Origin of the sequence: Microbacterium sp. Root53 (assembly GCF_001426925.1) — a bacterium.
GTDB lineage: Bacteria > Actinomycetota > Actinomycetes > Actinomycetales > Microbacteriaceae > Microbacterium.
On sequence record NZ_LMFR01000012.1, the window covers coordinates 280858 to 303664 of the forward strand.

General features: G+C 72.2%; 22 protein-coding genes, 1 tRNA gene and 1 pseudogene. 8 read left to right on the plus strand and 16 right to left on the minus strand.

Going from position 1 to position 22807, the window contains the following annotated elements:
- Positions 1-44: 44 nt before the first annotated feature.
- The 5 genes from ASD19_RS06230 to ASD19_RS06250 all read right to left on the minus strand — a co-directional run bounded on the left by ASD19_RS06230 (position 45) and on the right by ASD19_RS06250 (position 6180).
- A complete protein-coding gene (locus ASD19_RS06230; protein WP_055989858.1) occupies positions 45-275 on the minus strand; it encodes a YbdD/YjiX family protein in 231 nt (76 codons plus the stop codon).
- Positions 265-2496: a carbon starvation CstA family protein gene (locus ASD19_RS06235; protein ID WP_055989861.1), complete on the minus strand. Its 2232-nt coding sequence runs from the start codon at positions 2494-2496 to the stop codon at positions 265-267. Before ASD19_RS06235 ends, ASD19_RS06230 begins: the two co-directional genes overlap by 11 nt.
- A 166-nt stretch (positions 2497-2662) precedes the next feature.
- Positions 2663-3949, minus strand: a complete 1287-nt coding sequence (locus ASD19_RS06240) for a PhoH family protein (protein ID WP_235562995.1) — start codon at positions 3947-3949, stop codon at positions 2663-2665.
- A 293-nt stretch (positions 3950-4242) separates the two neighbouring features.
- Entirely contained in the window at positions 4243-5352 is a 1110-nt protein-coding gene (locus ASD19_RS06245; RefSeq protein WP_055989867.1) for an aminotransferase class V-fold PLP-dependent enzyme, read from the minus strand.
- A 42-nt stretch (positions 5353-5394) separates the two neighbouring features.
- Positions 5395-6180 carry an isoprenyl transferase gene (locus tag ASD19_RS06250; protein WP_055989870.1) on the minus strand — a complete coding sequence of 262 codons (786 nt, stop codon included), beginning with the start codon at positions 6178-6180 and terminating at the stop codon, positions 5395-5397.
- 66 nt (positions 6181-6246) lie between these two features.
- Between ASD19_RS06250 and trhA the strand changes: the two genes are divergently transcribed.
- Positions 6247-6981, plus strand: coding sequence for a PAQR family membrane homeostasis protein TrhA (gene trhA, locus ASD19_RS06255; RefSeq protein ID WP_055989873.1), 735 nt, complete (start codon positions 6247-6249; stop codon positions 6979-6981).
- Between the two features lie 34 nt (positions 6982-7015).
- On the opposite strand, the gene ASD19_RS06260 is transcribed toward trhA, so the two are convergent.
- Complete coding sequence (locus ASD19_RS06260; protein WP_055989876.1) at positions 7016-7255, minus strand: hypothetical protein; 240 nt, start codon at positions 7253-7255, stop codon at positions 7016-7018.
- Between the two features lie 56 nt (positions 7256-7311).
- Here ASD19_RS06260 and ASD19_RS06265 point away from each other — a divergent pair, with 56 nt between their 5' ends.
- Together ASD19_RS06265 and greA are read left to right on the plus strand one after the other, a co-directional pair.
- Complete coding sequence (locus ASD19_RS06265) at positions 7312-7707, plus strand: DUF4307 domain-containing protein (protein WP_055989879.1); 396 nt, start codon at positions 7312-7314, stop codon at positions 7705-7707.
- A gap of 80 nt (positions 7708-7787) precedes the next feature.
- Positions 7788-8276: a transcription elongation factor GreA gene (gene greA, locus ASD19_RS06270; RefSeq protein ID WP_055989882.1), complete on the plus strand. Its 489-nt coding sequence runs from the start codon at positions 7788-7790 to the stop codon at positions 8274-8276.
- A gap of 10 nt (positions 8277-8286) precedes the next feature.
- Here the strand turns inward: greA and ilvA are convergent, their stop codons facing one another.
- Both ilvA and ASD19_RS06280 read right to left on the minus strand, forming a co-directional pair.
- Positions 8287-9561 carry a threonine ammonia-lyase gene (ilvA, locus tag ASD19_RS06275; RefSeq protein WP_235562984.1) on the minus strand — a complete coding sequence of 425 codons (1275 nt, stop codon included), beginning with the start codon at positions 9559-9561 and terminating at the stop codon, positions 8287-8289.
- Positions 9558-10847 (minus strand): AI-2E family transporter, encoded by a 1290-nt coding sequence (locus ASD19_RS06280; RefSeq protein ID WP_082543020.1) that lies wholly within the window; start codon positions 10845-10847, stop codon positions 9558-9560. Before ASD19_RS06280 ends, ilvA begins: the two co-directional genes overlap by 4 nt.
- Positions 10848-10942: 95 nt before the next feature.
- Between ASD19_RS06280 and ASD19_RS06285 the strand changes: the two genes are divergently transcribed.
- The gene (locus ASD19_RS06285) at positions 10943-12265 is read left to right on the plus strand and encodes a winged helix-turn-helix domain-containing protein (protein ID WP_082543060.1); all 1323 of its coding nucleotides are present in this window, start codon (positions 10943-10945) and stop codon (positions 12263-12265) included.
- Here ASD19_RS06285 and ASD19_RS06290 read toward each other — a convergent pair whose 3' ends face one another.
- The 6 genes from ASD19_RS06290 to ASD19_RS06315 form a co-directional block, all read right to left on the minus strand.
- Positions 12266-13279: an FAD-dependent monooxygenase gene (locus tag ASD19_RS06290; RefSeq protein WP_055989888.1), complete on the minus strand. Its 1014-nt coding sequence runs from the start codon at positions 13277-13279 to the stop codon at positions 12266-12268.
- A 70-nt stretch (positions 13280-13349) separates the two neighbouring features.
- Positions 13350-14174 (minus strand): ABC transporter permease, encoded by an 825-nt coding sequence (locus tag ASD19_RS06295; protein ID WP_055989891.1) that lies wholly within the window; start codon positions 14172-14174, stop codon positions 13350-13352.
- On the minus strand, positions 14171-15028 hold the full coding sequence (locus ASD19_RS06300) for an ABC transporter permease (protein ID WP_055989894.1): 858 nt from the start codon (positions 15026-15028) through the stop codon (positions 14171-14173). Before ASD19_RS06300 ends, ASD19_RS06295 begins: the two co-directional genes overlap by 4 nt.
- Entirely contained in the window at positions 15025-15966 is a 942-nt protein-coding gene (locus ASD19_RS06305) for an ABC transporter ATP-binding protein (protein WP_055989897.1), read from the minus strand. Before ASD19_RS06305 ends, ASD19_RS06300 begins: the two co-directional genes overlap by 4 nt.
- A 108-nt stretch (positions 15967-16074) precedes the next feature.
- Positions 16075-17472 carry an HNH endonuclease signature motif containing protein gene (locus ASD19_RS06310; protein WP_055989898.1) on the minus strand — a complete coding sequence of 466 codons (1398 nt, stop codon included), beginning with the start codon at positions 17470-17472 and terminating at the stop codon, positions 16075-16077.
- A 267-nt stretch (positions 17473-17739) separates the two neighbouring features.
- Positions 17740-18306 carry a LemA family protein gene (locus ASD19_RS06315; protein WP_055989900.1) on the minus strand — a complete coding sequence of 189 codons (567 nt, stop codon included), beginning with the start codon at positions 18304-18306 and terminating at the stop codon, positions 17740-17742.
- Between the two features lie 149 nt (positions 18307-18455).
- Between ASD19_RS06315 and ASD19_RS06320 the strand changes: the two genes are divergently transcribed.
- From ASD19_RS06320 to ASD19_RS14520, 3 genes and pseudogenes are all read left to right on the plus strand, one after another.
- Entirely contained in the window at positions 18456-18938 is a 483-nt protein-coding gene (locus tag ASD19_RS06320) for a hypothetical protein (protein ID WP_055989902.1), read from the plus strand.
- Positions 18939-18946: 8 nt separating this feature from the next.
- Positions 18947-19456 (plus strand): annotated as a pseudogene (locus ASD19_RS14775) (polysaccharide deacetylase family protein); the annotation flags it as partial.
- A 626-nt stretch (positions 19457-20082) separates the two neighbouring features.
- Complete coding sequence (locus ASD19_RS14520) at positions 20083-20262, plus strand: glycosyltransferase family 2 protein (protein WP_055989910.1); 180 nt, start codon at positions 20083-20085, stop codon at positions 20260-20262.
- Between the two features lie 85 nt (positions 20263-20347).
- Here ASD19_RS14520 and ASD19_RS14615 read toward each other — a convergent pair whose 3' ends face one another.
- Both ASD19_RS14615 and ASD19_RS06340 read right to left on the minus strand, forming a co-directional pair.
- Complete coding sequence (locus ASD19_RS14615; RefSeq protein WP_200941076.1) at positions 20348-20773, minus strand: hypothetical protein; 426 nt, start codon at positions 20771-20773, stop codon at positions 20348-20350.
- 154 nt (positions 20774-20927) lie between these two features.
- A tRNA-Leu gene (locus tag ASD19_RS06340) sits at positions 20928-21001 on the minus strand.
- A 97-nt stretch (positions 21002-21098) separates the two neighbouring features.
- On the opposite strand from ASD19_RS06340, the gene ASD19_RS06345 reads away from it, so the two are divergent.
- Positions 21099-22769, plus strand: a complete 1671-nt coding sequence (locus tag ASD19_RS06345) for a formate--tetrahydrofolate ligase (RefSeq protein ID WP_055990613.1) — start codon at positions 21099-21101, stop codon at positions 22767-22769.
- Positions 22770-22807: the final 38 nt, after the last annotated feature.

Below are 22807 nucleotides of genomic sequence, written 5' to 3' on the forward strand. Positions count from 1 at the left end.
CTTCCGGTCGTTGAGCGCTCGGTCGCTCAACGAGCAAGGGATGATCAGCAGCAGCGGCTGCCGGGGTTCGCCTCCTGGTCGCGGTAGACGCAGCGCCAGAACTCGCGCTCCGTGAGCGGCGCGCGATCCGGGTGCGCGGCGCGCTCGTGGGCCACGTAGGCGGCGTACTTCGACTCGCCCGTCAGTCCCTTCGCGTACCACGCCAGCGCGCGCCAGGCCCGGCCGAGCGCCCCGAGGGCGCCCGGCCGGGTCGCGACCGCGCTGTCAGTGGCCACGGACCGGCTGCCGTTCGGCGGGAAGCGCGTCCCACTGCTTCTGGATCTCGCGCTCCTCGGGCGTGGCGATCAGGCCGGCGGGCGCGAACCGGTGCGACGGGCGCGCGGGCTCCTCGTTGTCGACGACCTCGGTGCCGCGCAGCGCCTGCACGACGCGGATGATCGACCCCGTGATGACGATGAGCGTCAGCACCAGGAAGACGATCGACAGCGTGCCCTGGATCGCCGTGTTGCGCACGACGGCCGCCATCGCCTCGGGCGTTCCGGCGGTGCCGAACGAGGTCTCCCCGGCGTCGAGCGCCGTGCGGAACGCCACGTGGTTCGCCCAGTAGCCGACGGCCGGGACCGGCGAGAAGATCTTGAACAGCGACGCGGTGACCGTCACGACGGTCACGAAAGCGAGCGGCAGCCCGACGATCCACAGCACCCGGAACGTGCGGCGCTTGGCGACGATCGACATCACGACCGCGAGCGCGATCGCCGCGAGCAGCTGGTTCGCGATGCCGAACAGCGGGAACAGGGTGTTGATGCCGCCGAGCGGGTCGGTGACGCCCATCAGCAGCACGGCGCCCCATCCGCCGACCATGATCGCGGTGCAGATCCACGCGCCCACCCGCCACGAGGTGTCCTTGAAGCGGGGCACGAGGTTGCCGATCGAGTCCTGGAGCATGAACCGCGCCACGCGCGTGCCCGCGTCGACCGCGGTCAGGATGAACAGCGCCTCGAACATGATCGCGAAGTGGTACCAGAACGCGGTCATGGCCGGTCCGCCGATCCACTGCTGCATGATGTGCGCGAGCCCCAGCGCGAGCGTCGGCGCGCCGCCCGTGCGGGAGATCACCGACTCCTCGCCGACCGACTCGGCCGCGCCCGTCAGCACCTCGGGAGTGAGGTTCACGCCCGTCAGGCCGAGGCTGTTGACGAACGCCACGGCGCCCTCGACCGTGCCGCCCGTCGCGGCGGCCGAGGCGTTCATCGCGAAGTACAGGCCGCGGTCGATCGAGATCGCGGCGACGAGCGCCATGATCGCGACGAACGACTCCATGAGCATGCCGCCGTAGCCGATGAAGCGCGTCTGGCGCTCCTTCTCGATCATCTTCGGCGTCGTGCCCGACGAGATCAGCGCGTGGAATCCCGACAGGGCGCCGCACGCGATGGTCACGAACAGGAACGGGAACAGGCTTCCCGGCCACACCGGGCCGGTCTCGCCGCCCGCGAACTCGCTGAAGGCGGGAACCGCGATCTCGGGACGCACGAAGATGATCGCCACGGCCAGCGCGACGATCACGCCGATCTTCATGAACGTGGACAGGTAGTCGCGCGGGGCGAGCAGGATCCACACCGGCAGCACGGCCGCGATGAAGCCGTAGACGATGATGCCCCACGCGATCGTGGTGCGGTCGAGCGTGAAGATCGCCTGGCCCCACTCGGTCTCGGCGACCATGCCGCCCGCGACGATCGCGACCATGAGCAGAGCGAAGCCGATCAGGGAGACCTCGGTGATCTTCCCCGGGCGGATCCAGCGCAGGTATGCGCCCATGAACAGGGCGATCGGGATCGTCAGCGCGACCGAGAACACGCCCCACGGGCTCTCGCCGAGCGCGTTCACCACGACCAGCGCGAGGATCGCCGTGATGATGATCATGATGAGCAGCGTCGCCAGGATGGCGGCCGCGCCGCCGAAGCGCCCGAGCTCGTCCTTGGCCATCTGGCCGAGCGAGCGGCCGCCGCGGCGCATCGAGAAGAACATCACGAGGTAGTCCTGCACGGCGCCGGCGAGCACGACGCCGACGATGATCCAGAGCGTGCCGGGCAGGTAGCCCATCTGCGCCGCGAGCACGGGCCCGACGAGCGGGCCGGCGCCGGCGATGGCCGCGAAGTGGTGTCCGAACAGCACGCGCCGGTCGGTGGCGACGTAGTCCTTGCCGTCCGCCTTGTACTCGGCGGGCGTCGCGCGCCGGTCGTCCGGCCGCACCAGGTGCTTCTCGATGTACTTCGCGTAGAAGCGGTAGAAGATCAGGTAGGTGCAGACCGCGGCGAACACGAACCAGATCGCGTTGACGGTCTCGCCCCGCACGATGGCCAGCATCGTCCAGGCGACGCCGCCGAGCAGCGCGATCGCGGCCCAGATCGCGATCTTGAGCGGGGTCCATCTCGGCTTGTCCTCGGCCGCGACGGGAGGCAGCTCCCGTTCCGGCGCGGTGGTCAGGGTCTCGGACATGAGCGCACGACTCCTTCATCGGTGAACGCAGGACGCCGGAGTCGTCGCCGACCCCGGCGATTCTCACTATAGGAACGCTCCCGGCCACCGGCGCGGCGGGCGCGCCGTGCCCCGACGCCGCGAGGCCGCGCCCCTGCCGGGGTGCGACCTCGCGGGCGATGACGGCTCAGGCGAGCTCGCCGGCCTCCAGGAGGTCGGTCACGAGCGCGGCGATAGCGGAACGCTCCGAGCGTGTGAGGGTCACGTGGCCGAACAGGCCGTGGCCCTTGAGGGTCTCGATCACGCTCGCGATGCCGTCGTGACGTCCCACCCGCAGGTTGTCGCGCTGCGCGACGTCGTGCGTCAGCACCACGCGCGAGTTCTGGCCGATCCGGCTCAGCACGGTGAGCAGCACGTTGCGCTCGAGCGACTGCGCCTCGTCGACGATCACGAAGGCGTCGTGCAGCGACCGGCCGCGGATGTGCGTGAGCGGCAGCACCTCGAGCAGCCCGCGCTGGATGACCTCCTCGAGCACGTTGTTCGAGACGACCGAGCCAAGCGTGTCGAAGACCGCCTGGCCCCACGGGTTCATCTTCTCGGCCTGGTCGCCGGGCAGGTAGCCCAGCTCCTGGCCGCCGACCGCGAACAGCGGGCGGAACACGATGATCTTCTTCTGCTGCTGGCGCTCGAGCACGGCCTCGAGGCCCGCGCAGAGCGCGAGCGCCGACTTTCCGGTTCCGGCCCGGCCGCCGAGCGACACGATGCCGACCTCGGGATCGAGCAGCAGGTCGATCGCGATGCGCTGCTCGGCCGAGCGGCCGTGCAGGCCGAACACGTCGCGGTCGCCCCGCACCAGCCGCAGCTCGCCCTCCCCCGTGACGCGCCCCAGCGCCGAGCCCCGCTCGGAGTGGATCACCAGGCCCGTGTTCACCGGGATGCCGCGGACGTCGTCGTGCGAGGCGACCTCCGTCTCGTACAGGTCCGCCATCTCGTCGCCCGACAGATCGAGCGACGCGATCCCGGTCCATCCGGAGTCGACGGCCTGCTCGGCCAGGTACTCCTCGGCCGACAGTCCCAGAGACGCGGCCTTGACGCGCATCGGCAGGTCCTTCGAGATGACCGTGACGTCGTTTCCGTCCTGCGCGAGGTGCATCGCGACCGCCAGGATGCGGCTGTCGTTGTCGGCGAGCCGGATGCCGCTCGGCAGCACGGTGGCGTCGGTGTTGTTGAGCTCGACGCGGAGCGTGCCGCCCTCGCCCACCGGGACCGGGAAGTCGAGCCGGCCGTGCTCGATGCGCAGCTCGTCGAGGTGGCGCAGCGCCTGCCGCGCGAAGTAGCCGAGCTCCGGGTCGTGGCGCTTGCCCTCGAGCTCGCCGATCACCACGACCGGGATCACGACCGAGTGCTCGGCGAAGCGGAAGAACGCCCGCGGATCGCTCAGCAGCACCGAGGTGTCGAGCACGTACGCGCGCAGTGCCTGCTCCGACGACGCGTCGTCAGGTGCGGCCTCTCGCGCGGTGCTGCCGCGACGGCTGGCCTGCTGAGTTGTGCTGATGGTCACGCCCCACTCCCGACCCCGGGACCTTGCCCGGCTTCACGCGAGTCGACCTGGGGGCCACGAGTCGCGAACCTGGATGGCCGACCCGACCGGGCACCTTGCCCGATGCGGACAACGTACGACCATCCGCGCATTCCGCGCGACGAATTACAGGCGTGTCGTTCGTAACAGGTGCGTGAACTTTCCGCGGCGGCCCGACACGCGCCGGATCAGCCCCGTGCGACGGCCGCGCACGCCTCGTCGAGCAGGCCGAGCGTCTCGTCGTCGGTGCCGACGTGCGGCGCGATCCGCACCGTCCCCGACCGCGTGGTCGCCGTGACGCCGCGGTTGGCCAGCTCGGCGCCCAGGGCCGCGACGCTCGCGGGCGCGAGCGCGACGATGCCGGCGCGGCGCTCCGGCTCGAGCGGCGTGTCGATCGGGATGCCGTGCCGCTGCGCGATCTCGATCACGCGATCCACGCGCTCCGTCAGCGCCGCCTCGATCTCGGCGACGCCGGCGTCCGCGACCTGCCCCACCGCGACGGCCAGGCGGGCCGCGGCCAGCACGTCGGCGCCCGAGATCGTGTAGGCCTGGGCGGTGGCGGCCGGCGGCGGCACGGCGTCGGGCGTCATGCCGCCCTCCGCACCCCCGAATCCCGACAGCACCGGAGCGATGGACGCTCGCGCACGCGCGCTGAACCACGCGAAGCCCGTCCCCCGGCCGGCGCGCAGCCACTTGTACCCGTTGCCGCACACGACGTCCGCCGCGGACCAGTCGGCGTCGATCACGCCGAATCCCTGCACGGCATCCACGATCAGGAGCCGGTCGGGCCCGATCGCCTCGCGCAGGCCCGCGAGGTCGGCGCGGTAGCCGGTGCGGAAGTCGACGAGGCTCACGGCGAGCGCGACGGTGTCGGCGTCGAGCGCCTCGGCGACGGCTTCGGGCGTGACCCAGCCGCCCTCGGACGCCAGCCACTGCGGGCGCACCCGCCCGAACGCGTCGGCCGCGCGTGTGAGCGCCGTCGGGATCGTCGGGAACTCCGCGGGCGAGGCGAGCACACCGCCCGACAGCCCGTAGACCGCGTGCATGACGCCGTACGTCGTGGAGGGCTGCAGGGTGACCTCGTCGACGGCCGCTCCCAGCAGGCCGGCCACCGCGCCACGGGCCTCGTCGATGCGCTCGTGCACGTGCGCGATGCTGCTGGCCCGGCCCGTCCCCAGCATCTCCAGATCGGCGACGACCTCGTCGCGCACCTGGGGCGACAGCGGCCCGAAGGACGCCCAGTTCAGGTAGCCGGGCTCCCCCGGGAACGACGACCGGAAATCCGCGATGGTACTCACCCGCCCATTCTGGCAGGGGCGCGGGACGGGGCCGGGTGGCGCTCAGCCGCCGAAACGGCGCTCGCGCGTGGCGTAGTCGCGGATCGCGCGCAGGAAGTCGACCTCACGCAGATCGGGACCGAGGGCCTCGACGAAGTAGAACTCGCTGTGCGCGCTCTGCCAGACGAGGAAGTCGCTCAGCCGCTGCTCGCCGCTCGTGCGGATGACCAGATCCGGATCCGGCTGCCCGCCCGTGTACAGGTGCTCGCCGATCGCCTCGGGCGTGAGGTTCTCCGCGAGCTCCTCGAGCGTGCCGCCGCGCTCGCCGTGGGCGGCGATGATGCGGCGGACGGCGTCGACGATCTCGTGGCGGCCGCCGTACCCCACCGCGAGGTTGACGTGCAGCCCGCCGTGGTCGCGCGTGCGCTCCTCGGCGTCGCGGAGCGCGGCGGCGAGGCTCTCCGGGAGCAGATCGGCACGGCCGACGTGCTGCACGCGCCAGTCGCCGCATTCGGCGAGCTCGGCCGCCAGATCGGCGATGATCTCGATCAGGTCGGCCAGCTCGCGCTCGTCCCGCTTGCGCAGGTTGTCGTTCGACAGCAGGTAGAGCGAGACGACCTTGATCCCGAGCTCGTCGCACCAGCCGAGGAACTCGATCATCTTGGCGGCGCCCGCGCGGTGACCGTGTGCGGCGGTCTCGTAGCCGAGCTGCCTCGCCCAGCGGCGGTTGCCGTCGATCACCATCGCGACGTGATGCGGCACCCGCGAGGAGTCGATCTGATGGCGCAGGCGCGAGCTGTACAGCCGGTACAGCGGGCCGCGGCCCTCGATCGATCGCGTCCTTCGCACGTGCCTACGCTACTCCGGCCCGCCCGTGTGCCGTGCGCGGCATGCCATGCCGCGTACGCTCGGAGCATGACGCAGGCGCACGACGACGACCCGACCTCCGAAGACGGCGTGCCGCAGCTGCCCCTGCTGGATGAGGCCCGTCACGACGCGCAGACGGACATCCGGCCGACCTGGCGCGGCTGGATCCATGCCGGCACGTTCCCGGTCGCGGTCGCGGCGGGGATCGTGCTGATCAACCTCGCGCAGGGCGCGCCCGCCAAGTGGGCGTCCGCGGTGTTCATGGCCTCGTCGCTGCTGCTGTTCGGCAACTCGGCGGTGTACCACCGCTTCGACTGGAACCCGTCCGTCAAGGCCGTGCTGCGCCGCGTGGACCACGCGAACATCCTGCTGCTGATCGCCGGCACGTACACGCCGATCGCGGTGCTGGCGCTCCCGCCCGAGAAGGGCACGCTGCTGCTCGTGCTCGTCTGGAGCGGGGCCCTCCTCGGCATCCTGTTCCGCGTGTTCTGGCTCGGCGCTCCGCGCTGGCTGTACGTCGCCCTCTACCTGCTGCTCGGCTGGGCGGCCGTGATGTACCTCGTCGACCTGTTCCAGGCCAACCCGGCCATGATGGTGCTCGTGATCGCGGGCGGCCTGCTCTACTCGGCCGGCGCGGCGGTCTACGCCATGAAGCGGCCCAACCCGTGGCCCGGCCACTTCGGCTTCCACGAGATCTTCCACGTGTGCACCGTGCTCGCCTTCCTGTGCCACTGGACCGGCGCGCTGCTCATCGCGCTGGATCCCCTGCCCCACGCCCTGTGACGCCACGCCCGCCTCACGGCGGGGTCGCGCTCGGTTATCCGTCGTCCGCGTCGCGGCGCGCTTCGCGCTCGCGGGCGGCGGCCTCCTCGGCGTCGAGCGCCTCGTTGGCCTCCTCGCGGTACCGTGCGCGGCGCACGCGCCGCAGCATGTCGAGCACCAGCAAAGTGACCAGGACCACCAGGATGACGATCACGGCGAAGCCCATCGGCCCGGGGCTGACCAGCATGGGGTCGACCGTGGGCGTGGGGGTGGGCATGGTGCCGAGGGCCTGCATCGGGTGGCTCCTGTTCTAGCCTGGTGGGACCAGCCTAACTTTCCCCGAGGACGCGCATGACCACGCAGGCCGAGCTCGACGACCGCTACGGGCGGACGGCCGACCCCGCGCGCCGGCGGATGCTGTGGGGCACCGTGATCGCCGTCGCGGCCGCGGGCATCGGGTGGCTCGGCTGGACCGCCGTGTCCACCTCCCTCGACGCCGTGTCCGTCGACGGTCTCGGGTACGAGGTTCTCGACGAGCACAGCGTCCGGGTGTCGTTCCAGCTCACCGCGCCGCCGGGACGCGACGTCGCGTGCGCGGTCCAGGCGCTCGACCAGGAGTTCGGCGTCGTCGGCTGGAAGATCGTCCGGTACGAGGGCGACGGTGGCCACGCGATGTCCCGCACGGAGACCGTCCCGACGGTCGCCGAGGCGACGACCGGTTTGGTCGAAACCTGCTGGGTCACGTAGTCTTTCCGGACTGACTCGCGACGCCCCGGCCGAACGCCGGGGCGTCTTGCACTATCCCCGCCCGATCGAAGGAGTCCATCGTGTCCAATGACGCACAGGTCACTTTCCTCACGCAGGAGGCCTACGACCGACTCGCCGCCGAGCTCGAGCAGCTCTCGACCACCGGCCGCGAGGAGATCGCCAAGCGCATCGAGATCGCCCGCGAGGAGGGCGACCTCAAGGAGAACGGCGGCTACCACGCCGCCAAGGACGAGCAGGGCAAGATCGAGATGCGCATCCGCACGCTGCAGGCGCTGCTCAAGGAGGCCGTCGTCGGCGAGGCGCCCGAGTCGGACGGCACCGTGCAGTCGGGCACCGTCGTGACCGCGCTCGTGCTGGGCGACGAGGAGCGCTTCCTGCTCGGCAGCCGCGAGATCGCGGGCGGCACCGACCTCGACGTGTACAGCGAGCAGAGCCCCCTCGGCGCGGCCATCCTAGGCCTCAAGGAGGGCGACAAGACCTCCTACACGGCCCCCAACGGCAAGGAAATCCCGGTCGAGATCGTCAAGGTCGAGACCTTCACCGGCTGAGGGACGCCTTCTAGTCGGGCAGCACCTCGGGCTCGTAGCCCGCGTCGCGGAGGATCTGGAGCGTCAGCTCACGGTGCTCCTGGCCGCGGGTCTCGACCGAGATCTGCAGCGCCACCTGGCTGATCTGCAGGCCCTGCCCGTGGCGGGTGTGCAGCACCTCGACCACGTTGGCGCCCGCCTCGGCGATCAGCTCCGACACGCGCGCGAGCTGTCCGGGGCGGTCGGGCAGCGGGATCTTCACCGTCATGTAGCGCCCGGATGCCGCCAGGCCGTGAGCGACAACTCGCTGCAGCAGCAGCGGGTCGATGTTGCCGCCCGACAGCACGGCGACCGTCGGCCCCGTGGCCTTCACCTTGCCCGCGAGGATCGCCGCGACGCCGACCGCGCCCGCCGGCTCCACGACCACCTTGGCGCGCTCGAGCAGCACGAGCAGCGCCCGCGCGATGTCGTCGTCGCTGACCGTGACGACCTCGTCGACCAGCTCGCGGATGATCTCGAACGGCACGTCGCCGGGGCGTGAGACGAGGATGCCGTCGGCGATCGTCGGCTGCGTCTCGACGGACACGGGCCGGCCGGCGGCGAGCGACGGCGGGAACGGCGCGGCGTTCTCGGCCTGCACGCCGATGATGCGCACCTCGCGGCCCTCGGCGGCCGCCCGGGCCTTCGCCGCGGCCGCGACGCCCGCGATCAGGCCGCCGCCGCCGATCCCGAGGATGATCGTGGAGACGTCGGGGGCGTCGTCCATGATCTCGAGCCCGAGCGTGCCCTGGCCGATCACGACGTCGCGGTGGTCGTACGGGTGGATGAGCACCGCGCCCGTGCGCTCGGCGTGCTCCGCCGCGCGCTTGAGGCCCTCCATCACGGTGGCGCCCTCGAGCACGACCTCGGCGCCGTACCCCCGCGTCGCCATGAGCTTCGGCACGGGCACGCCCAGCGGCATGTAGATCGTGGCCGGGATGCCGAGCTGCTGGGCCGCCAGGGCCACGCCCTGCGCGTGGTTTCCGGCCGACGCCGCCACGACGCCGCGCGCCCGCTCCTCCAGCGTCAGCTGCGCGAGCCGGTAGGTGGCGCCGCGCACCTTGAACGACCCGGTGCGCTGGAGGTTCTCGAGCTTCAGCCGCACCGGGGCGCCCAGCACCTCGGACAGGTGCAGCGAGTACTCGAGCGGCGTGTGCTCGACCACGTCGGCCAGGCTGCGGGCCGCCGCCTCGAACTCCTCGAGCGTCGGGATGGCGGGCGCGGCGGCGGTCGGCTCGGCGGGCTGCTGGGGGTCCAGGGTCGTCACGTGTGCGTTCCGTTCGTGGGGGCGGGGCCGCCGGGCTCGGCGTCCCCGGCGCGGGCGGTTCCGGTGCGGTCGTGCCCGTCGCCCTTGGCGGGTCCGATGGTCTTGGGGACGGTCTCCCAGATCAGGTCGCCGTGCAGCGGCTCGCCCGTGCGCCACGACCCCGAGGACAGCGTCACAACGACCACGTTGACGAACGCGGCCAGCGGGACGGCGAACAGGGCGCCGGGGATGCCGGCGATCATGGATCCGCCCGCGACGACCATGACGACCGCGAGCGGGTGGACCTTCACGGCCGAGCCCATCAGGATCGGCTGGAGCACGTGGCTCTCGATCTGCTGCACGGCCAGCACGACCGCGAGCATCGCGAGCGCGATCCAGATGCCGTGATAGACCAGCGCGATGAACACCGCGACCGCTCCCGTCACGATCGCGCCGACGAGCGGCACGAAGGATCCCAGGAACACCATCACGGCGATCGGGATCGCCATCGGCAGGCCGAGGAAGAACGCGCCGAGGCCGATGCCGACCGCGTCGATCGTCGCGACGAGCATCTGCGTGCGCGCGTAGTTGATCACCGTGCGCCAGCCGTTGCGCGCTGCGGTGTCGACCGCGGCGCGCGCCTCGCGCGGGAACAGCTGGACGGTCCAGCGCCAGATGCCGCCGCCGTCGGCGAGGATGCAGATCAGGGCGAACAGGGTCAGCAGGATGCCCGCGCCCAGGTGGCCGACCGTGGATCCCACGGCGAGCGCGCCGCTCCACAGCGTGCCGGCCTGCTCCTGGAGCAGATCCACGCCCTGCGCGAGGTACGCGTCGATCTCGGCCTCGGAGATGCCGATCCCGACCAGGAAGCCGCGCAGCTGGTCGATCGCCTCGAAAGCACGCCCGCGCACCGAGGGCATCTCGCGCGACACCTGCCACACGACGAGCCACACCAGGCCGGTGACGATCGCGATGGTCCCGATCATGGTGAGCGCGATGGCGGCCCAGCGCGGGACGCGGTGACGCAGCAGCCAGGAAAGCGCCGGCCAGACGAGGGCCGTGACGAGGATCGCGACGAGCAGCGGGATGACCAGGAGCTTGAACTGGATGACGAGCCAGACCAGCACCCCGGCGGCGGCCGCGATCACGAGGAAGCGCCACGCGTAGGCGGTCGCGATGCGCAGGCCGAGCGGCACGGCGTCGGGCGCGGAGGCCGCCGGTCGCGCCGTCGGACGGACGCGCGACGACTCGGCCGGGCGCGTCCGGAAGACGTCCCAGAACCCGCCGCGGGGCTTGTCGTCGCTCATCTGCGTCAGTCTAAAGCCGGGGCCTCTGCGGGCTCGGCATATGTCAGCCGCTGCGCCCGCCCGCGATGTCGGAGCCCGCCGCTAGGGTGGCGCGCGTGAAGCAGCAGCTGTCCCTGGCCGAGGCCCGCCGCACCGCCCTCGCGGCGCAGGGCTTCGCTCGGCCTCGCCCGCAGTCCCCCACGGCGCGTCACCTCGGAGGCGCGATCGCCCGCATGGGGGCGCTGCAGATCGACTCCGTGAACGTGTTCGCCCGCTCGCACTACGTGCCGCTGTTCTCGCGGCTCGGCCCTTACGACACCGCCCGCCTCGACCGGCTGGTGCTGCGGCACGGGGCGAACGGCCGGCCGCGCGCGACGGGCGCCTACTTCGAGTACCTCGGCCACGAGGCGACGTTCCTCCCGGTCGAGGACTGGCCGCTGTGGCGGTTCCGGATGGACGCCATGCGCGCCAAGTACGGCGGCCCGGGCAGCTGGTACGCCGAGAACGCCGCGACGGTCGAGTGGGTGCGCGCCGAGCTGGCTTCGCGCGGGCCGCTGCGGCCCGCGCAGATCGAGTCGGACGCGCACCGCGGCGCGCGCGGGCCCTGGTGGGACTGGGATGTCGTCAAGCGCGCGCTCGAGATGATGTGGCGCTTCGGCGAGGTCGCGATCGCCGGACGAAGGGGCTTCGAGCGCCGGTACGGGCTCACGGAGCAGGTCATCCCGGCGGCGCTCCTCGACGTCGAGGTGAGCAGTGAGGATGCGATCCGCGAGCTCATGCGCCGGGCCGCACGCGCGTCCGGCGTCGCGACGGCGTCCGACCTGGCCGACTACTACCGCATCCGCGATCGCCGCGCCGTGCTGGCGGCGGTGCACGAGCTGGTCGACGCGGGCGAGCTCGCGCCGGTCGCGGTCGAGGGGTGGAACCGGGGCTCCTCTCCCCTGCCCGCGTGGGCGCACCGCGACGCGACGCTGCCACGCCGGATCACCGCCGCGACGGTGCTGACGCCGTTCGATCCCGTGGTGTGGTTCCGGGAGCGGGCCGAGCGGCTGTTCGACTTCGACTACCGGATCGAGATCTACACGCCGGCGGACCGGCGCCGCTACGGCTACTACTCGCTGCCCGTGCTCGTGGATGACCGCATCGTCGGCCGCGTGGATCTGAAGGCCGACCGCCCCGCGTCGACCCTGCGCGTACAGTCCGCGTGGTGGGAGGCCGGCGTGCCCGCGGCGACCGCGGAGCGGGTCGCGACGGCGCTCCGCGAGGCGGCCGCCTGGCAGGGTCTGGAGCGGATCTCGATCTCGACGTGGGGCGACGCGACCGCCGACCTCGCATTCGTGATGCCGGATGCCGCCCGGCACGAGCGCCCCTCGGTCGAGCCGTCTTCCCCCGAGCCGGTCCCGGTGGAGGGGGGCGAGCCGGCGCTCGACCCCGCTTGATCAGCGACGCGCGAAGTCCGGGGCATGCTCCGGACGGACGCCCACGCCGACCACGCGCGCGGGGACGGCGCTGAGCACGGGGGCCAGCCGCAGCAGACGCGCGACGGTGCGGGGCACCAGCGGCACCGTGCGACGCGCGAACGCCCGACGCAGACCGAGGTGCACGATGCGCTGCGCCGTCTGCGTGATGATCGTCGCCGGCGCGCGCCGGCGCTGCACGGCCGTCACGACGCGGTCGCTCATCCGACCCTGCAGCAGCGGCTCGGCGACGAGGGCGGCGGCGGCCACGCCGTCCTGCACCGCCAGGTTCACGCCCACGCCGCCGACGGGCGACATGGCGTGCGCGGCGTCCCCGATGCACAGCAGGCCGCGCGTCCACCACCGTCGCGCGCGGTTCAGCCGCACGTCCGGCAGGTGCACGTCGTCGAAGCCCACGTCCTCCATCGCGGCCGCGAGCTCCGGGACGGCCGCGGCGACCTCCGCGCGGAAGGCGCCGATCCCCGCGGCGCGCAGCTCGGGCTCGGAGCCCTTGGGGATCAGCATCGCCGCCTGCACGTAGTCGCCGCGCGGGATCAGGATGAACAGGCGCCCGCCCGCGCCCCGCGGCAGCAGGCTCCGCCCCACATCGACGGGCGCTTCGTCCGCGTCGCGCGCGGCGATCCGGAACCACAGCACATCGAACGACACGCGGAACTCGCGCATCCGGAGCCCCGCGAGCCGGCGCACGCACGATCCGCGGCCGTCCGCTCCGATCGTGAGCGGCGCGAGCAGCTCCTCGGTCATCCCGGTCGCGTGGTCCCGGCAGCGGACGCCGACGACGGCGCCGTCGCGGCGGACGAGCTCGACCACCTCGGTGCGCATGCGCAGGTGGAAGCGCGGCTCCTGCCGGCCCGCGTCGGCCAGCAGATCGAGGAAGTCCCACTGCGGCGCCATGGCGATGAATGGATGCGGGTGGCGCAGGCGCCCGAAGTCCGCGAGCGTGGCGACCGTGCCGTCCGCCGCGGGCACGCGCACGCCGTCGAGGCGCGAGAACGGGATCCTCGCGAACTCGTCCGCGAGCCCCAGCCGGGTGCGACGGCGCCCGTCAGCCGAGGAAGAGGGCGCGCAGCCGCTTCGTCGTGAAGACCAGGCCGATGGCGATCATCACGACGTAGTAGAGGACGTGCCACAGGAGCCCGACGCTCAGCACGCCGGTCGTCAGTCCGCGGACCAGCTCCACGCCGTGCCACAGCGGCAGCGCCATCACGATCTGCTGCACCCACTCCGGGTACACCGCGATCGGGTAGAACGTGGCCGAGAACAGGAACATCGGCAGCAGGGCGAAGTTGATCCAGTCCATGTGCTGGAACGTCTTCATGTAGCTCGTGACGGCCATGCCGAGGCTCGCGAAGCCGAACGCGATCAGCAGCACCGCCGGGAGGGCCAGGATCGCGGTCCACGAGAGGGTGAGCCCCGCGAGCTGCATGATCGCCATGAAGCCGGTCGCGTAGAGCAGGCCCCGCAGCAGGGCGTACAGGATCTCGCCGAGCGCGACGTCCAGCGGCCCCAGCGACGTGGACAGCATGCCCTCGTAGAGCTTGCCGTAGTTGAGCTTGAAGAACACGTTCCAGGTGGAGTCGTAGATGGCCCCGTTCATGGCCGAGACGGCGAGCAGCGCGGGGGCGATGAACGCGGCGTAGCTCACCTCGACCCCCTGCGACGTCTGGACGTCGCCGACGAGGGCGCCCAGACCGATGCCCATGGAGGCCAGGTAGAAGACCGGCTCGAAGAACCCGGAGAGGACGACGATCCAGCTCGACGACCGGGCCGCGACGAGTCCGCGCTCGACGACGGACCAGGGATTGCCCGCCCACAGGGCGCGCACTCCCCCGCGGCGCGTGGTGTCCTCGACGTCTGCCACCGCGGTCATCGGGCGAGCCTCCGGACGAACACGCGACGGCCCCAGACGTACCCCGCCACGCACAGGGCGGCCAGGTACGTCACATGGACCGCGATCACCCCGGGCGCGATGCCGGCCGAATAGGTGGCCGCTCGTCCGAGCTCGGAGCCGTGCCACAGGGGCGAGATCCAGCCGATCCACTGCAGCCACACGGGCAGTGTGTCGAGCGGGTAGAACGTGCCGGAGAACAGGAACATCGGCATGAACACGAAGCGCTGCACGAGCGCGAACTGGCCCTTGTCGTCCTGCAGCGAGCCGGCGTAGGCCATGAGCGGGATGCCGAACGCGAGCCCGGCGAGCAGGCCGGCGGGGATGGCCAGCCACCCCGTCCCCGGCTGGGGCACGGACCCGAACAGCCACACGAACAGGTAGTACGCCGCGACCGCGACCGCCATCCGCGCGGCCGCACCCGCGATCACACCGTGCGTGATCTGCGGGCTCGACAGGGCGGAGGCGTTGAAGCCGTAGAAGTACCGCCGCCACTTGAACCCCGCCATGACCGGGTAGGTCATCTCCTCGGACGCGACCGCGATCGCGGCCGTGACCAGAAGGGCGGGCGCAACGAACACCAGGTAGGGCACCTCGGTGCCGTGGTCGACGACGGGAACCCGGATGAGCGCGGCGAGCCCGAGCGCGAGACCCAGCAGGTACATGATCGGCTGCCCGACCGCGCCGACCACGATCGTCCATCCGTACGCCCGCATGGCGCGCACCATGTGCTCGGTGACGTACCAGCTGCCCCGGCGTCGCGGGCGGCGGCCCCACTCCAGGGCCTCGGCGCGCAGCTCGTCGAGAGTCGGCTGCGCCGTGCGCGTGGCGCTCATTCGATCAGCGACCTTCCCGTCAGCCGCAGGAACACGTCCTCGAGGCTGGAGCGGCGCACGAGGCTCGTGATGGGCTGCAGGCCCGCCGCGGTGACGCGCTCGAGCACGGCCTCGCCGTCGTGCGCGTAGATCAGGATGCGGTCGGGCAGCACCTCGAGGCGATCGCCGATGCCCTGCAGCTGCGCGGCGACCTGCTCGTTGCGCTCGGAGCCGAAGCGCACCTCGAGGACCTCCCGGCTGGAGTGCTCGCGGATGAGCGATGCGGGCGTGCCCTCGGCCATGATGCGGCCGTGGTCGACCACGATCAGGCGGTCGCAGAGCTGCTCGGCCTCGTCCATGTAGTGCGTGGTCAGCACGAGCGTCGTGCCGCGCTCCTTCAGCCGGAACAGCCGGTCCCACAGCACGTGCCTCGCCTGCGGATCGAGGCCCGTGGTCGGCTCGTCGAGCAGCAGGATGCGCGGGTCGTTGATGAGCCCGCGGGCGATCGTGAGCCGGCGTTTCATGCCGCCCGAGAGCTGGTCGACCTTGCTCCTGGCCTTGTCCGACAGCTGGGCGAACGCCAGCAGCTCGTCCGCTTTCTCGTGGCACACGCGGCTGGGCAGCCCGAAGTAGCGCCCGTAGATGTAGAGGTTCTCGCGCGCGTTGAGCTCGCCGTCGAGGTTGTCCTGCTGCGGCACGACCCCCAGCCGGGAGCGGATCTCGGGCCCGTAGCGGTCGGGATCCAGGCCGAGAATGGACAGCTCGCCGGCGGTGCGTGCCGAGACCGCGCCGATCATCTTCATGGTGGTCGACTTGCCGGCGCCGTTCGGGCCCAGCAGGCCGAACGACTCCCCCGGAGCCACCTCGAAGCTCAGCCCGTCGACCGCCACGAAGTCCGGCTTGCCCTTGACCTTGTACGTCTTGACGAGGCTCTGCGCGGAGATCACCGGTTCGGACACCGGACAACCATATCCGCGGCCTCCGACAATGGGCAGACCCCGTTCGATCGTTGAGCGGAGCGAGCGCCAGCGAGCGGAGTCGAAACACAGGAGACCGCCACCTGCACGTCAGAACGGCGGCGGGTCTGCGCCGAAGTCGGCGCGCGCGATCTCCGAGGACGCCTCGAACCGGACCACCGGGGTGGGTGTGTGCTTGTAGGCCTTGCCGGTGGGACTGATGACCTCCATCACGCCGCCCGGCCCGTGACGGAATCTCCACGCGGAGTTGTGTTTCAGGACGTGGTGGGCGCGGCACAGGTTGGCGAGGTTGCGGACGCTCGTGGGGCCGCCGCGGGAGTACGGGATGGTGTGGTCGTCCTCGCACCGGATCGCGGGCTGCCGGCAGCCGGGGAAGCGGCAGTGCTCGTCCCGGGCGATCAGGAACCGGCGCTGCGCCTTGGTCGGTGTATACGTGTCGACCGTCTTCAGGCACCCGGTGTCGGGATCCTGGAACAGGCGCGTCCAGGTCGCCGCCTCCCCTGCGAGGCGGCGCGCGGCCTCCGCGGGGATCGGGCCATAGCCGGCGAGGAACGCCGACTCGTCACCGACGCCGGTCAGTGACTGCCACGGGACCGTGACCTGCACCGTCGCCTTGATCTTCGTCAGGGCATCCCCGCCCTGCTGGTCGATCAAATCCGCCGTGGGGAGCCCGGCGAGGGCGATCTCGGCGAACACGTCCGCCCGGATCTGATCCAACGTCCGCTCGTCGCCCTCGGCCTTCGTCCGGTAGATCGTGCGCGCCATCTGAGTGGCCCGGTCGTGCATCGCGTACACCGTCACGGCCGGGCCGATGTAGGTGAGCTCGCCCATCCCGTCCGGAAGCGGAGCCACGCTCACGGAGCGGTCGGCCATCGCCTCCTCGTGACGCTCCTCCAACGGCAGCGGCTCGATGTCGTCGGCGAGCTTCCGTGCGACCGACCCGAGCTGCCCGGCGGTGAGCTTCACCGCCCGTGGCAGGATGATCCGCTCGAACTCCGCCCGCGCGTCCTCATCCCGTGCGACCGACCCGAGCTGCCCGGCGGTGAGCTTCACCGCCCGTGGCAGGATGATCCGCTCGAACTCCGCCCGCGCGTCCTCATCCTCCAGACGACTGCCGGCGTCGACGATCGCCCGGACCTGGGCCTCCGAGATGCGCCCTTCCTCGAACACCGCGAACGTCGCCGGGAACCCGTCAACCAGGTCGACGGACCATTCCATCCGCATCCGGATCGACCGGTCGGAGATCCGGGCGGCCACTCCGAACTCGGCAGCCATCGATCGGACCGGGTGCTCGAACTCCGATCCGATGCCGGCGCGGCGCATCTGCGCCTCCGCGATCGCCCGCGCTTCGGCGAGCCGCTTGGCCTGACGCGCCTGCGCCCTCGCGATGACCGCCTGGTCCTCCAGAAACCCCTCGACCAGCTCCGACATGCGCGCCAGCTCACCCAGGGTGGGAGTCCACCCGGTCGAGTGCGCCTGTGTCGTCATGCTCCGATTCTTCCAGGGGCCACCGACATTCAGCGGGCCGGAAAGGGCAGATCAGGTCAGTGAACCGAATCTGTGGAGAAGTCGTCGGTACGGCACCCTGTGGACGAGCGGCGCGCCGGCCGGCAGGGAGGGTTCGGACACGTTTCGACGCCGGCGCTGGCGCGCCTCCGCTCAACGACCGGAGGGTGGGCCGGCGCTGGCACGCCTCCGCTCAACGACCGAAGGGGTGGGCCGGCGCTGGCACGCCTCCGCTCAACGACCGAAGGGTCAGAACTGGACGCGGGGCGGCTCGGCGATTGCGGCGCCGTCGACCACCTCGAAGAACTCCCGCTCGTGGAAGCCGAGGTTGCGTGCGAACAGGTTGTTCGGGAAGACCTTGATCTTGGTGTTCAGCTCGCGCACGCCGCCGTTGTAGAACCGGCGCGACGCCTGGATCTTGTCCTCGGTGTCGACGAGGGCGTGCTGGAGCTGCAGGTAGTTCTGGCTGGCCTGGAGCTGCGGGTAGGCCTCCGCGACCGCGAACAGGCTCTTGAGCGCCTGCTGCAGGTGCCCCTCGGCGACGCCCGCCTCGGCGGGCCCCTGCGCAGAGAGGGTCTCGGCGCGTGCCCGGGTGACGTTCTCGAACACGGCCTTCTCGTGCGCCGCGTATCCCTTGACGGCCTCGATCAGGTTGGGGATCAGGTCCGCGCGGCGCTTGAGCTGCACCGTGATGTCGCTCCAGGCCTCGTCCACCCGCACGTTGAGCTGCACGAGCGAGTTGTACGTCGCCCACAGGTAGATGCCGGCGATGACGACGATCGCCAGCACGATGACGACAGGAATCAGCCATTCCATCGGGAACCCCCCTCGGTGATTGCCCCCATCCTAGACGCGGGTCCTCCCCGCACGATCGGCGGCCGCGGGACTCGCAGGGCCTCCCCATCGTCGCTCCGGGGACAGGTCCCCAGCGCGCTCGGAGCGCGCGCTTCCTAAAATGGGGCCGGATGTCGACCCGAAGACAGCTGCGTGAAGCCCGGACCACGCTCGCCGCGAAGCCGGTGTTCGTCGACACCTCGGGACGCCGCATGCGCCGCGCCCGCATCGCCGGAACCGCGGCCGTCGGCGCGTCGCTCGCGTATCTCGCGCTGGTCGGCGCGGTGCTGCGGAGCGGCCCCGATGTGATGGGACCGCTCATGCCCACGACGCCGGAGCCGGGCGCCGCGGCGGCGACCCCCGCGCCGCGACCGACCCCGGTTGCGACGCCGGCGCCCGCCGCGCGGCCCACGACGGCGCCCGCTCCCGAGACCGTCGAGGTTCCGACGCCCGCCCCCACGCCTCAACCCGCCGTCACGACGCAGCCCGAGGCCGAGCCCGCCACGGCCGCCGTTCCGGCGCCGACCGCGGAGCCCGAGACCGCGACCGCGCCGGGCCGCAGCGGCGACGCCCCCGGCCGCGCCAAGAAGCCGACCGAGCCGCCGCGACCGTGACCGGCGGCATGCGACGGGCCCTGCGGCGACGTCCCGCGGAGCGCGCCCACTGGGTCGTCCTCGCGGCCGTACTGCTCGCCGTCCTGGTCGCCCTGCTGGTGCAGGGCTACACCCATCGCCTCAGCACGATCGGCGACGCGGCGCCGCCCGCGACCGCGAGCGCCGAACGTGTTCCCTCCGAGGTGCTCCACGGCGGGCCGGTGATCGACACGAGGGGCGCGGATCCGCGCACGGCGTCACCCGCGCCGGGCACCGTGGCGCTCACGTTCGACGACGGGCCCGATCCGGAGTGGACGCCGCGCATCCTGGACGTCCTGCGCGAGCACGGCGCCACCGCGACATTCTTCGCGGTCGGCACCGCCGTGATCGACCACCCCGACCTCGCGCGGCGCATCGTCGCCGAAGGCCACGAGCTCGGCGTGCACACCCTCACGCACGTCGACCTCGCCACGGCCCCCGCGTGGCGTCGCGAGGTCGAGATCGACGCCGCGCAGCTCGCGATCATCGAGGCGACCGGGCGGTCCGCGTCGCTGCTGCGGCCGCCCTACACCTCGACGAACTCGGCGGTCGACGACGCGATGTGGTCGGCCATCCGGCACGCGGGCGACGAGGGCTACCTCACGGTGCTCGCGACGAAGGACGCCCGCGACTGGGAGACGCCGGACCCGGATGCGATCGAGCGCGCCATCGTGGACGGCGCCGCGTCGGGCCAGGTGGTGCTGCTGCACGACGGCGGCCGGAACCGCGCCGCGACCGTCGCGGCGCTCGACCGCGCGCTCGACCGGCTCGACGACGCCGGGCACCGGGCGACGACCGTGAGCGAGGCCGTGGGGCTGGAGCCCGTGATGACCGAGGCGGCACCCGGCGACCGCTTGGCCGCGTCCGCGGCGGTCTGGGGCATCCGGATCAGCGACGCCGTCGTCACCGTCATCACGTGGATGCTCGTGATCACGGGCGCCCTGACCGTCGCGCGGGCCGTGCTGGTCGTGGCCGCGGCGGCTCGGCATCGCCGTGCCGCGCGACGGCGACGGGAGGAGCCGGCGCGGCCCGTGGTGCTCGATCCGGTGACGGTCATCGTGCCGGCCTACAACGAGTCCGCCGGCATCGAGGCGACCGTCCGCTCGATCGCCGCGTCGAGCACGAGGTGGAGATCATCGTCGTCGACGACGGCTCGACGGACGGCACCGCCGACATGGTGGAGGCGCTCGCCCTGCCGCGGGTCCGCGTCATCCGGCAGCCCAACGGCGGCAAGCCCGCCGCGCTCAACACGGGCCTGCGCGCTGCGTCGCACGAGCTCATCGAGCGGGCGGAGCACGAGCGATGACCGCCACCGCGACGACCGCCCGTCCCACGCTGGGCGCCCGGGCGCGCTCCTGGGCCCTCAGGGCGCTGCGCGCCGAGCTCGCGATCTACGCGAGCATCGCCCGCGCCGTCGCGCGCCGCCCCGCGCTGCCCGCGGGCACGGCGGGGTTCTCGTACCACCGCTCCGTGCTCACCATCCTGTGGATCTTCATCGTGCTGTCGGCGATCGAGATCCCGATCCTGGACCTGATCGTGCACCGGTGGCCCGTCGTGCGCATCGCGGTCCTCATCCTCGGGATCTGGGGGCTCACGTGGATGATCGGGCTGCTGTGCGCCATGCTGATGCGCCCGCACACGGTCGGCCACGAGGGCATCCGCGCCCGCAGCGGGCTCGAGATCGACGTGCCGCTCGCGTGGGACGACATCGCCTCGGTGGAGATCGCCCGACGCGCCGACGAGGAGAAGGCGCCGCGGATCGCCGACGAGCACGGCCGCGCGACCCTCGCGTTGCGGATGGCGAACGAGACCAACATCCTGATCGCGCTCGAGCGGCCGACCGTCGTGCGGCTGCCGGGCCTCGCGCCGAAGGGCGGCGACCACCTCGTGGAGCAGGTGCGGCTCTGGGCGGAGGACCCGAAGGCGCTCTGCTGCGCGCGGTCGCGCAGCACATCTGAGCCGACGCGCGCGTGCCCCCGCTGGGATTCGAACCCAGACTGCGGCGAGTTTAAGTCGCCTGCCTCTGCCGGTTGGGCTACGGGGGCGGTCGCTCCACGTTACCCGCCGCGCGTGGCATAGCCTGGTGCCGCTGTCGACGAAGACGCAGGAGGTCCCGTGCCGCACACCCCCGGCCACAAGCCCGTGCTCAGCAACATCGAGATCGCCCAGGCCGCTCGCCTGCGCCCCATCGGCGAGATCGCCGCGGCGGCCGGCATCCCCGACGAGGCGCTCGAACCGTACGGCCGCGCGAAGGCCAAGGTCGCGCTCTCGTGGCTGCACGGCCTCACGGATCGCCCGCGCGGGCGACTGGTGCTCGTCACGGCGGTCTCCCCCACCCCGGCCGGCGAGGGCAAGACGACGACCACGGTGGGGCTCGGCGACGCGCTGACCCGGATCAGCGAGCGCGCCATGATCTGCCTGCGCGAGCCCGCCCTGGGCCCGGTGTTCGGCATGAAGGGCGGCGCCGCCGGCGGAGGCCGCGCTCAGGTCGTGCCGATGGAGGACATCAACCTGCACTTCACGGGCGACTTCGGCGCCATCGCCGTCGCGACCAACCTGCTCGCCGCGATGATCGACAACCACGTGCACCACGGCAACGCGCTGGGCATCGACGTGCGGCGCATCACGTGGCGCCGCGTCCTGGACATGAACGACCGGGCGCTGCGCGACACCGTGATCGGCCTCGGCGGCACGGGCAACGGGCACCCGCGCGAGAGCGGGTTCGACATCGTGGTGGCCAGCGAGGTGATGGCGATCTTCTGCCTCGCGACGAGCCTCGCGGACCTCAAGCGGCGCCTCGGCCGCATCGTCGTGGCCCGCACCCGCTCCGGCGCGCCCGTCACCGCCGCCGACCTCGGAGCGCACGGCGCGATGACCGCCGTGCTGCGCGACGCGCTCGCCCCGAACCTCGTGCAGACGCTCGAGCACACGCCCGCATTCGTGCACGGCGGCCCGTTCGCCAACATCGCGCACGGCTGCAGCTCGCTGATCGCGACCGAGGCCGCCCTGCGACTGGCGGACTACGTGGTGACCGAGGCCGGCTTCGGCGCCGACCTCGGGGCCGAGAAGTTCGCCGACATCGTCGGCCGCCGCGGCGTGCAGGCGGACTGCGCGGTGATCGTCGCCACGGTCCGCGCCCTCAAGTACCACGGCGGGGTGGACGTGCCGCAGCTGCCGGTCGAGGACGTCGCCGCGCTCGAGCGAGGGCTGGCGAACCTCGACCGGCACGTGCGCAACGTCCGGGAGGTGTACGGGCTGCCGTGCGTCGTGGCGATCAACCGCCGCGCGGACGACACCGACGCCGAGATCGCGGCGCTGATCGCGGGTGCCGAGCGGATGGGCGTGCGCGCCGTGGCCGCGACCCACTTCGCCGACGGCGGCGCAGGAGCCGAGGACCTGGCGCGCGAGGTCGTGCGGCTGTGCGACGAGGGCGGGGCCGCCCCGACCTTCACCTACCCCGACGAGGCGCCCCTGTGGGACAAGATGCGCGCGATCGCCCAGCGCGTGTACGGCGCCGCCGACGTGACCGGCTCGGCATCCGTGCTGCGCGCGGTCGAGACGCTCGAGACGGAGGGCTACGGGGGCCTCCCCGTGTGCGTCGCCAAGACGCAGTACTCCTTCTCGACCGACGCGAAGCTGCGCGGCGCGCCGTCCGGACACGTCGTCGACGTGCGCGAGGTGCGGCTGGCGGCGGGCGCGGAGTTCGTCGTGATGATCTGCGGCGACATCATGACCATGCCCGGCCTGCCCGCCGACCCCGCGGCGGCGCACATCGACGTGACGGACGACGGCCGGATCACCGGCCTGTTCTGATCCTCCCGCCCCGGGAGCGCCCGGAGAGACGGCGAGAG

Bases quoted from the DNA above. Each gene is read 5' to 3' on its own strand.
- ASD19_RS06235 (WP_055989861.1), bottom strand. From the start codon at position 2,496: ATGTCCGAGACCCTGACCACCGCGCCGGAACGGGAGCTGCCTCCCGTC.
- trhA (WP_055989873.1), top strand. From the start codon at position 6,247: ATGACGCAGGCGCACGACGACGACCCGACCTCCGAAGACGGCGTGCCG.
- ASD19_RS06260 (WP_055989876.1), bottom strand. From the start codon at position 7,255: ATGCAGGCCCTCGGCACCATGCCCACCCCCACGCCCACGGTCGACCCC.
- ASD19_RS06265 (WP_055989879.1), top strand. From the start codon at position 7,312: ATGACCACGCAGGCCGAGCTCGACGACCGCTACGGGCGGACGGCCGAC.
- ASD19_RS06280 (WP_082543020.1), bottom strand. From the start codon at position 10,847: ATGAGCGACGACAAGCCCCGCGGCGGGTTCTGGGACGTCTTCCGGACG.
- ASD19_RS06295 (WP_055989891.1), bottom strand. From the start codon at position 14,174: ATGACCGCGGTGGCAGACGTCGAGGACACCACGCGCCGCGGGGGAGTG.
- ASD19_RS06300 (WP_055989894.1), bottom strand. From the start codon at position 15,028: ATGAGCGCCACGCGCACGGCGCAGCCGACTCTCGACGAGCTGCGCGCC.
- ASD19_RS06310 (WP_055989898.1), bottom strand. From the start codon at position 17,472: ATGACGACACAGGCGCACTCGACCGGGTGGACTCCCACCCTGGGTGAG.
- ASD19_RS06315 (WP_055989900.1), bottom strand. From the start codon at position 18,306: ATGGAATGGCTGATTCCTGTCGTCATCGTGCTGGCGATCGTCGTCATC.
- ASD19_RS06320 (WP_055989902.1), top strand. From the start codon at position 18,456: ATGTCGACCCGAAGACAGCTGCGTGAAGCCCGGACCACGCTCGCCGCG.
- ASD19_RS14615 (WP_200941076.1), bottom strand. From the start codon at position 20,773: ATGTTGGTCTCGTTCGCCATCCGCAACGCGAGGGTCGCGCGGCCGTGC.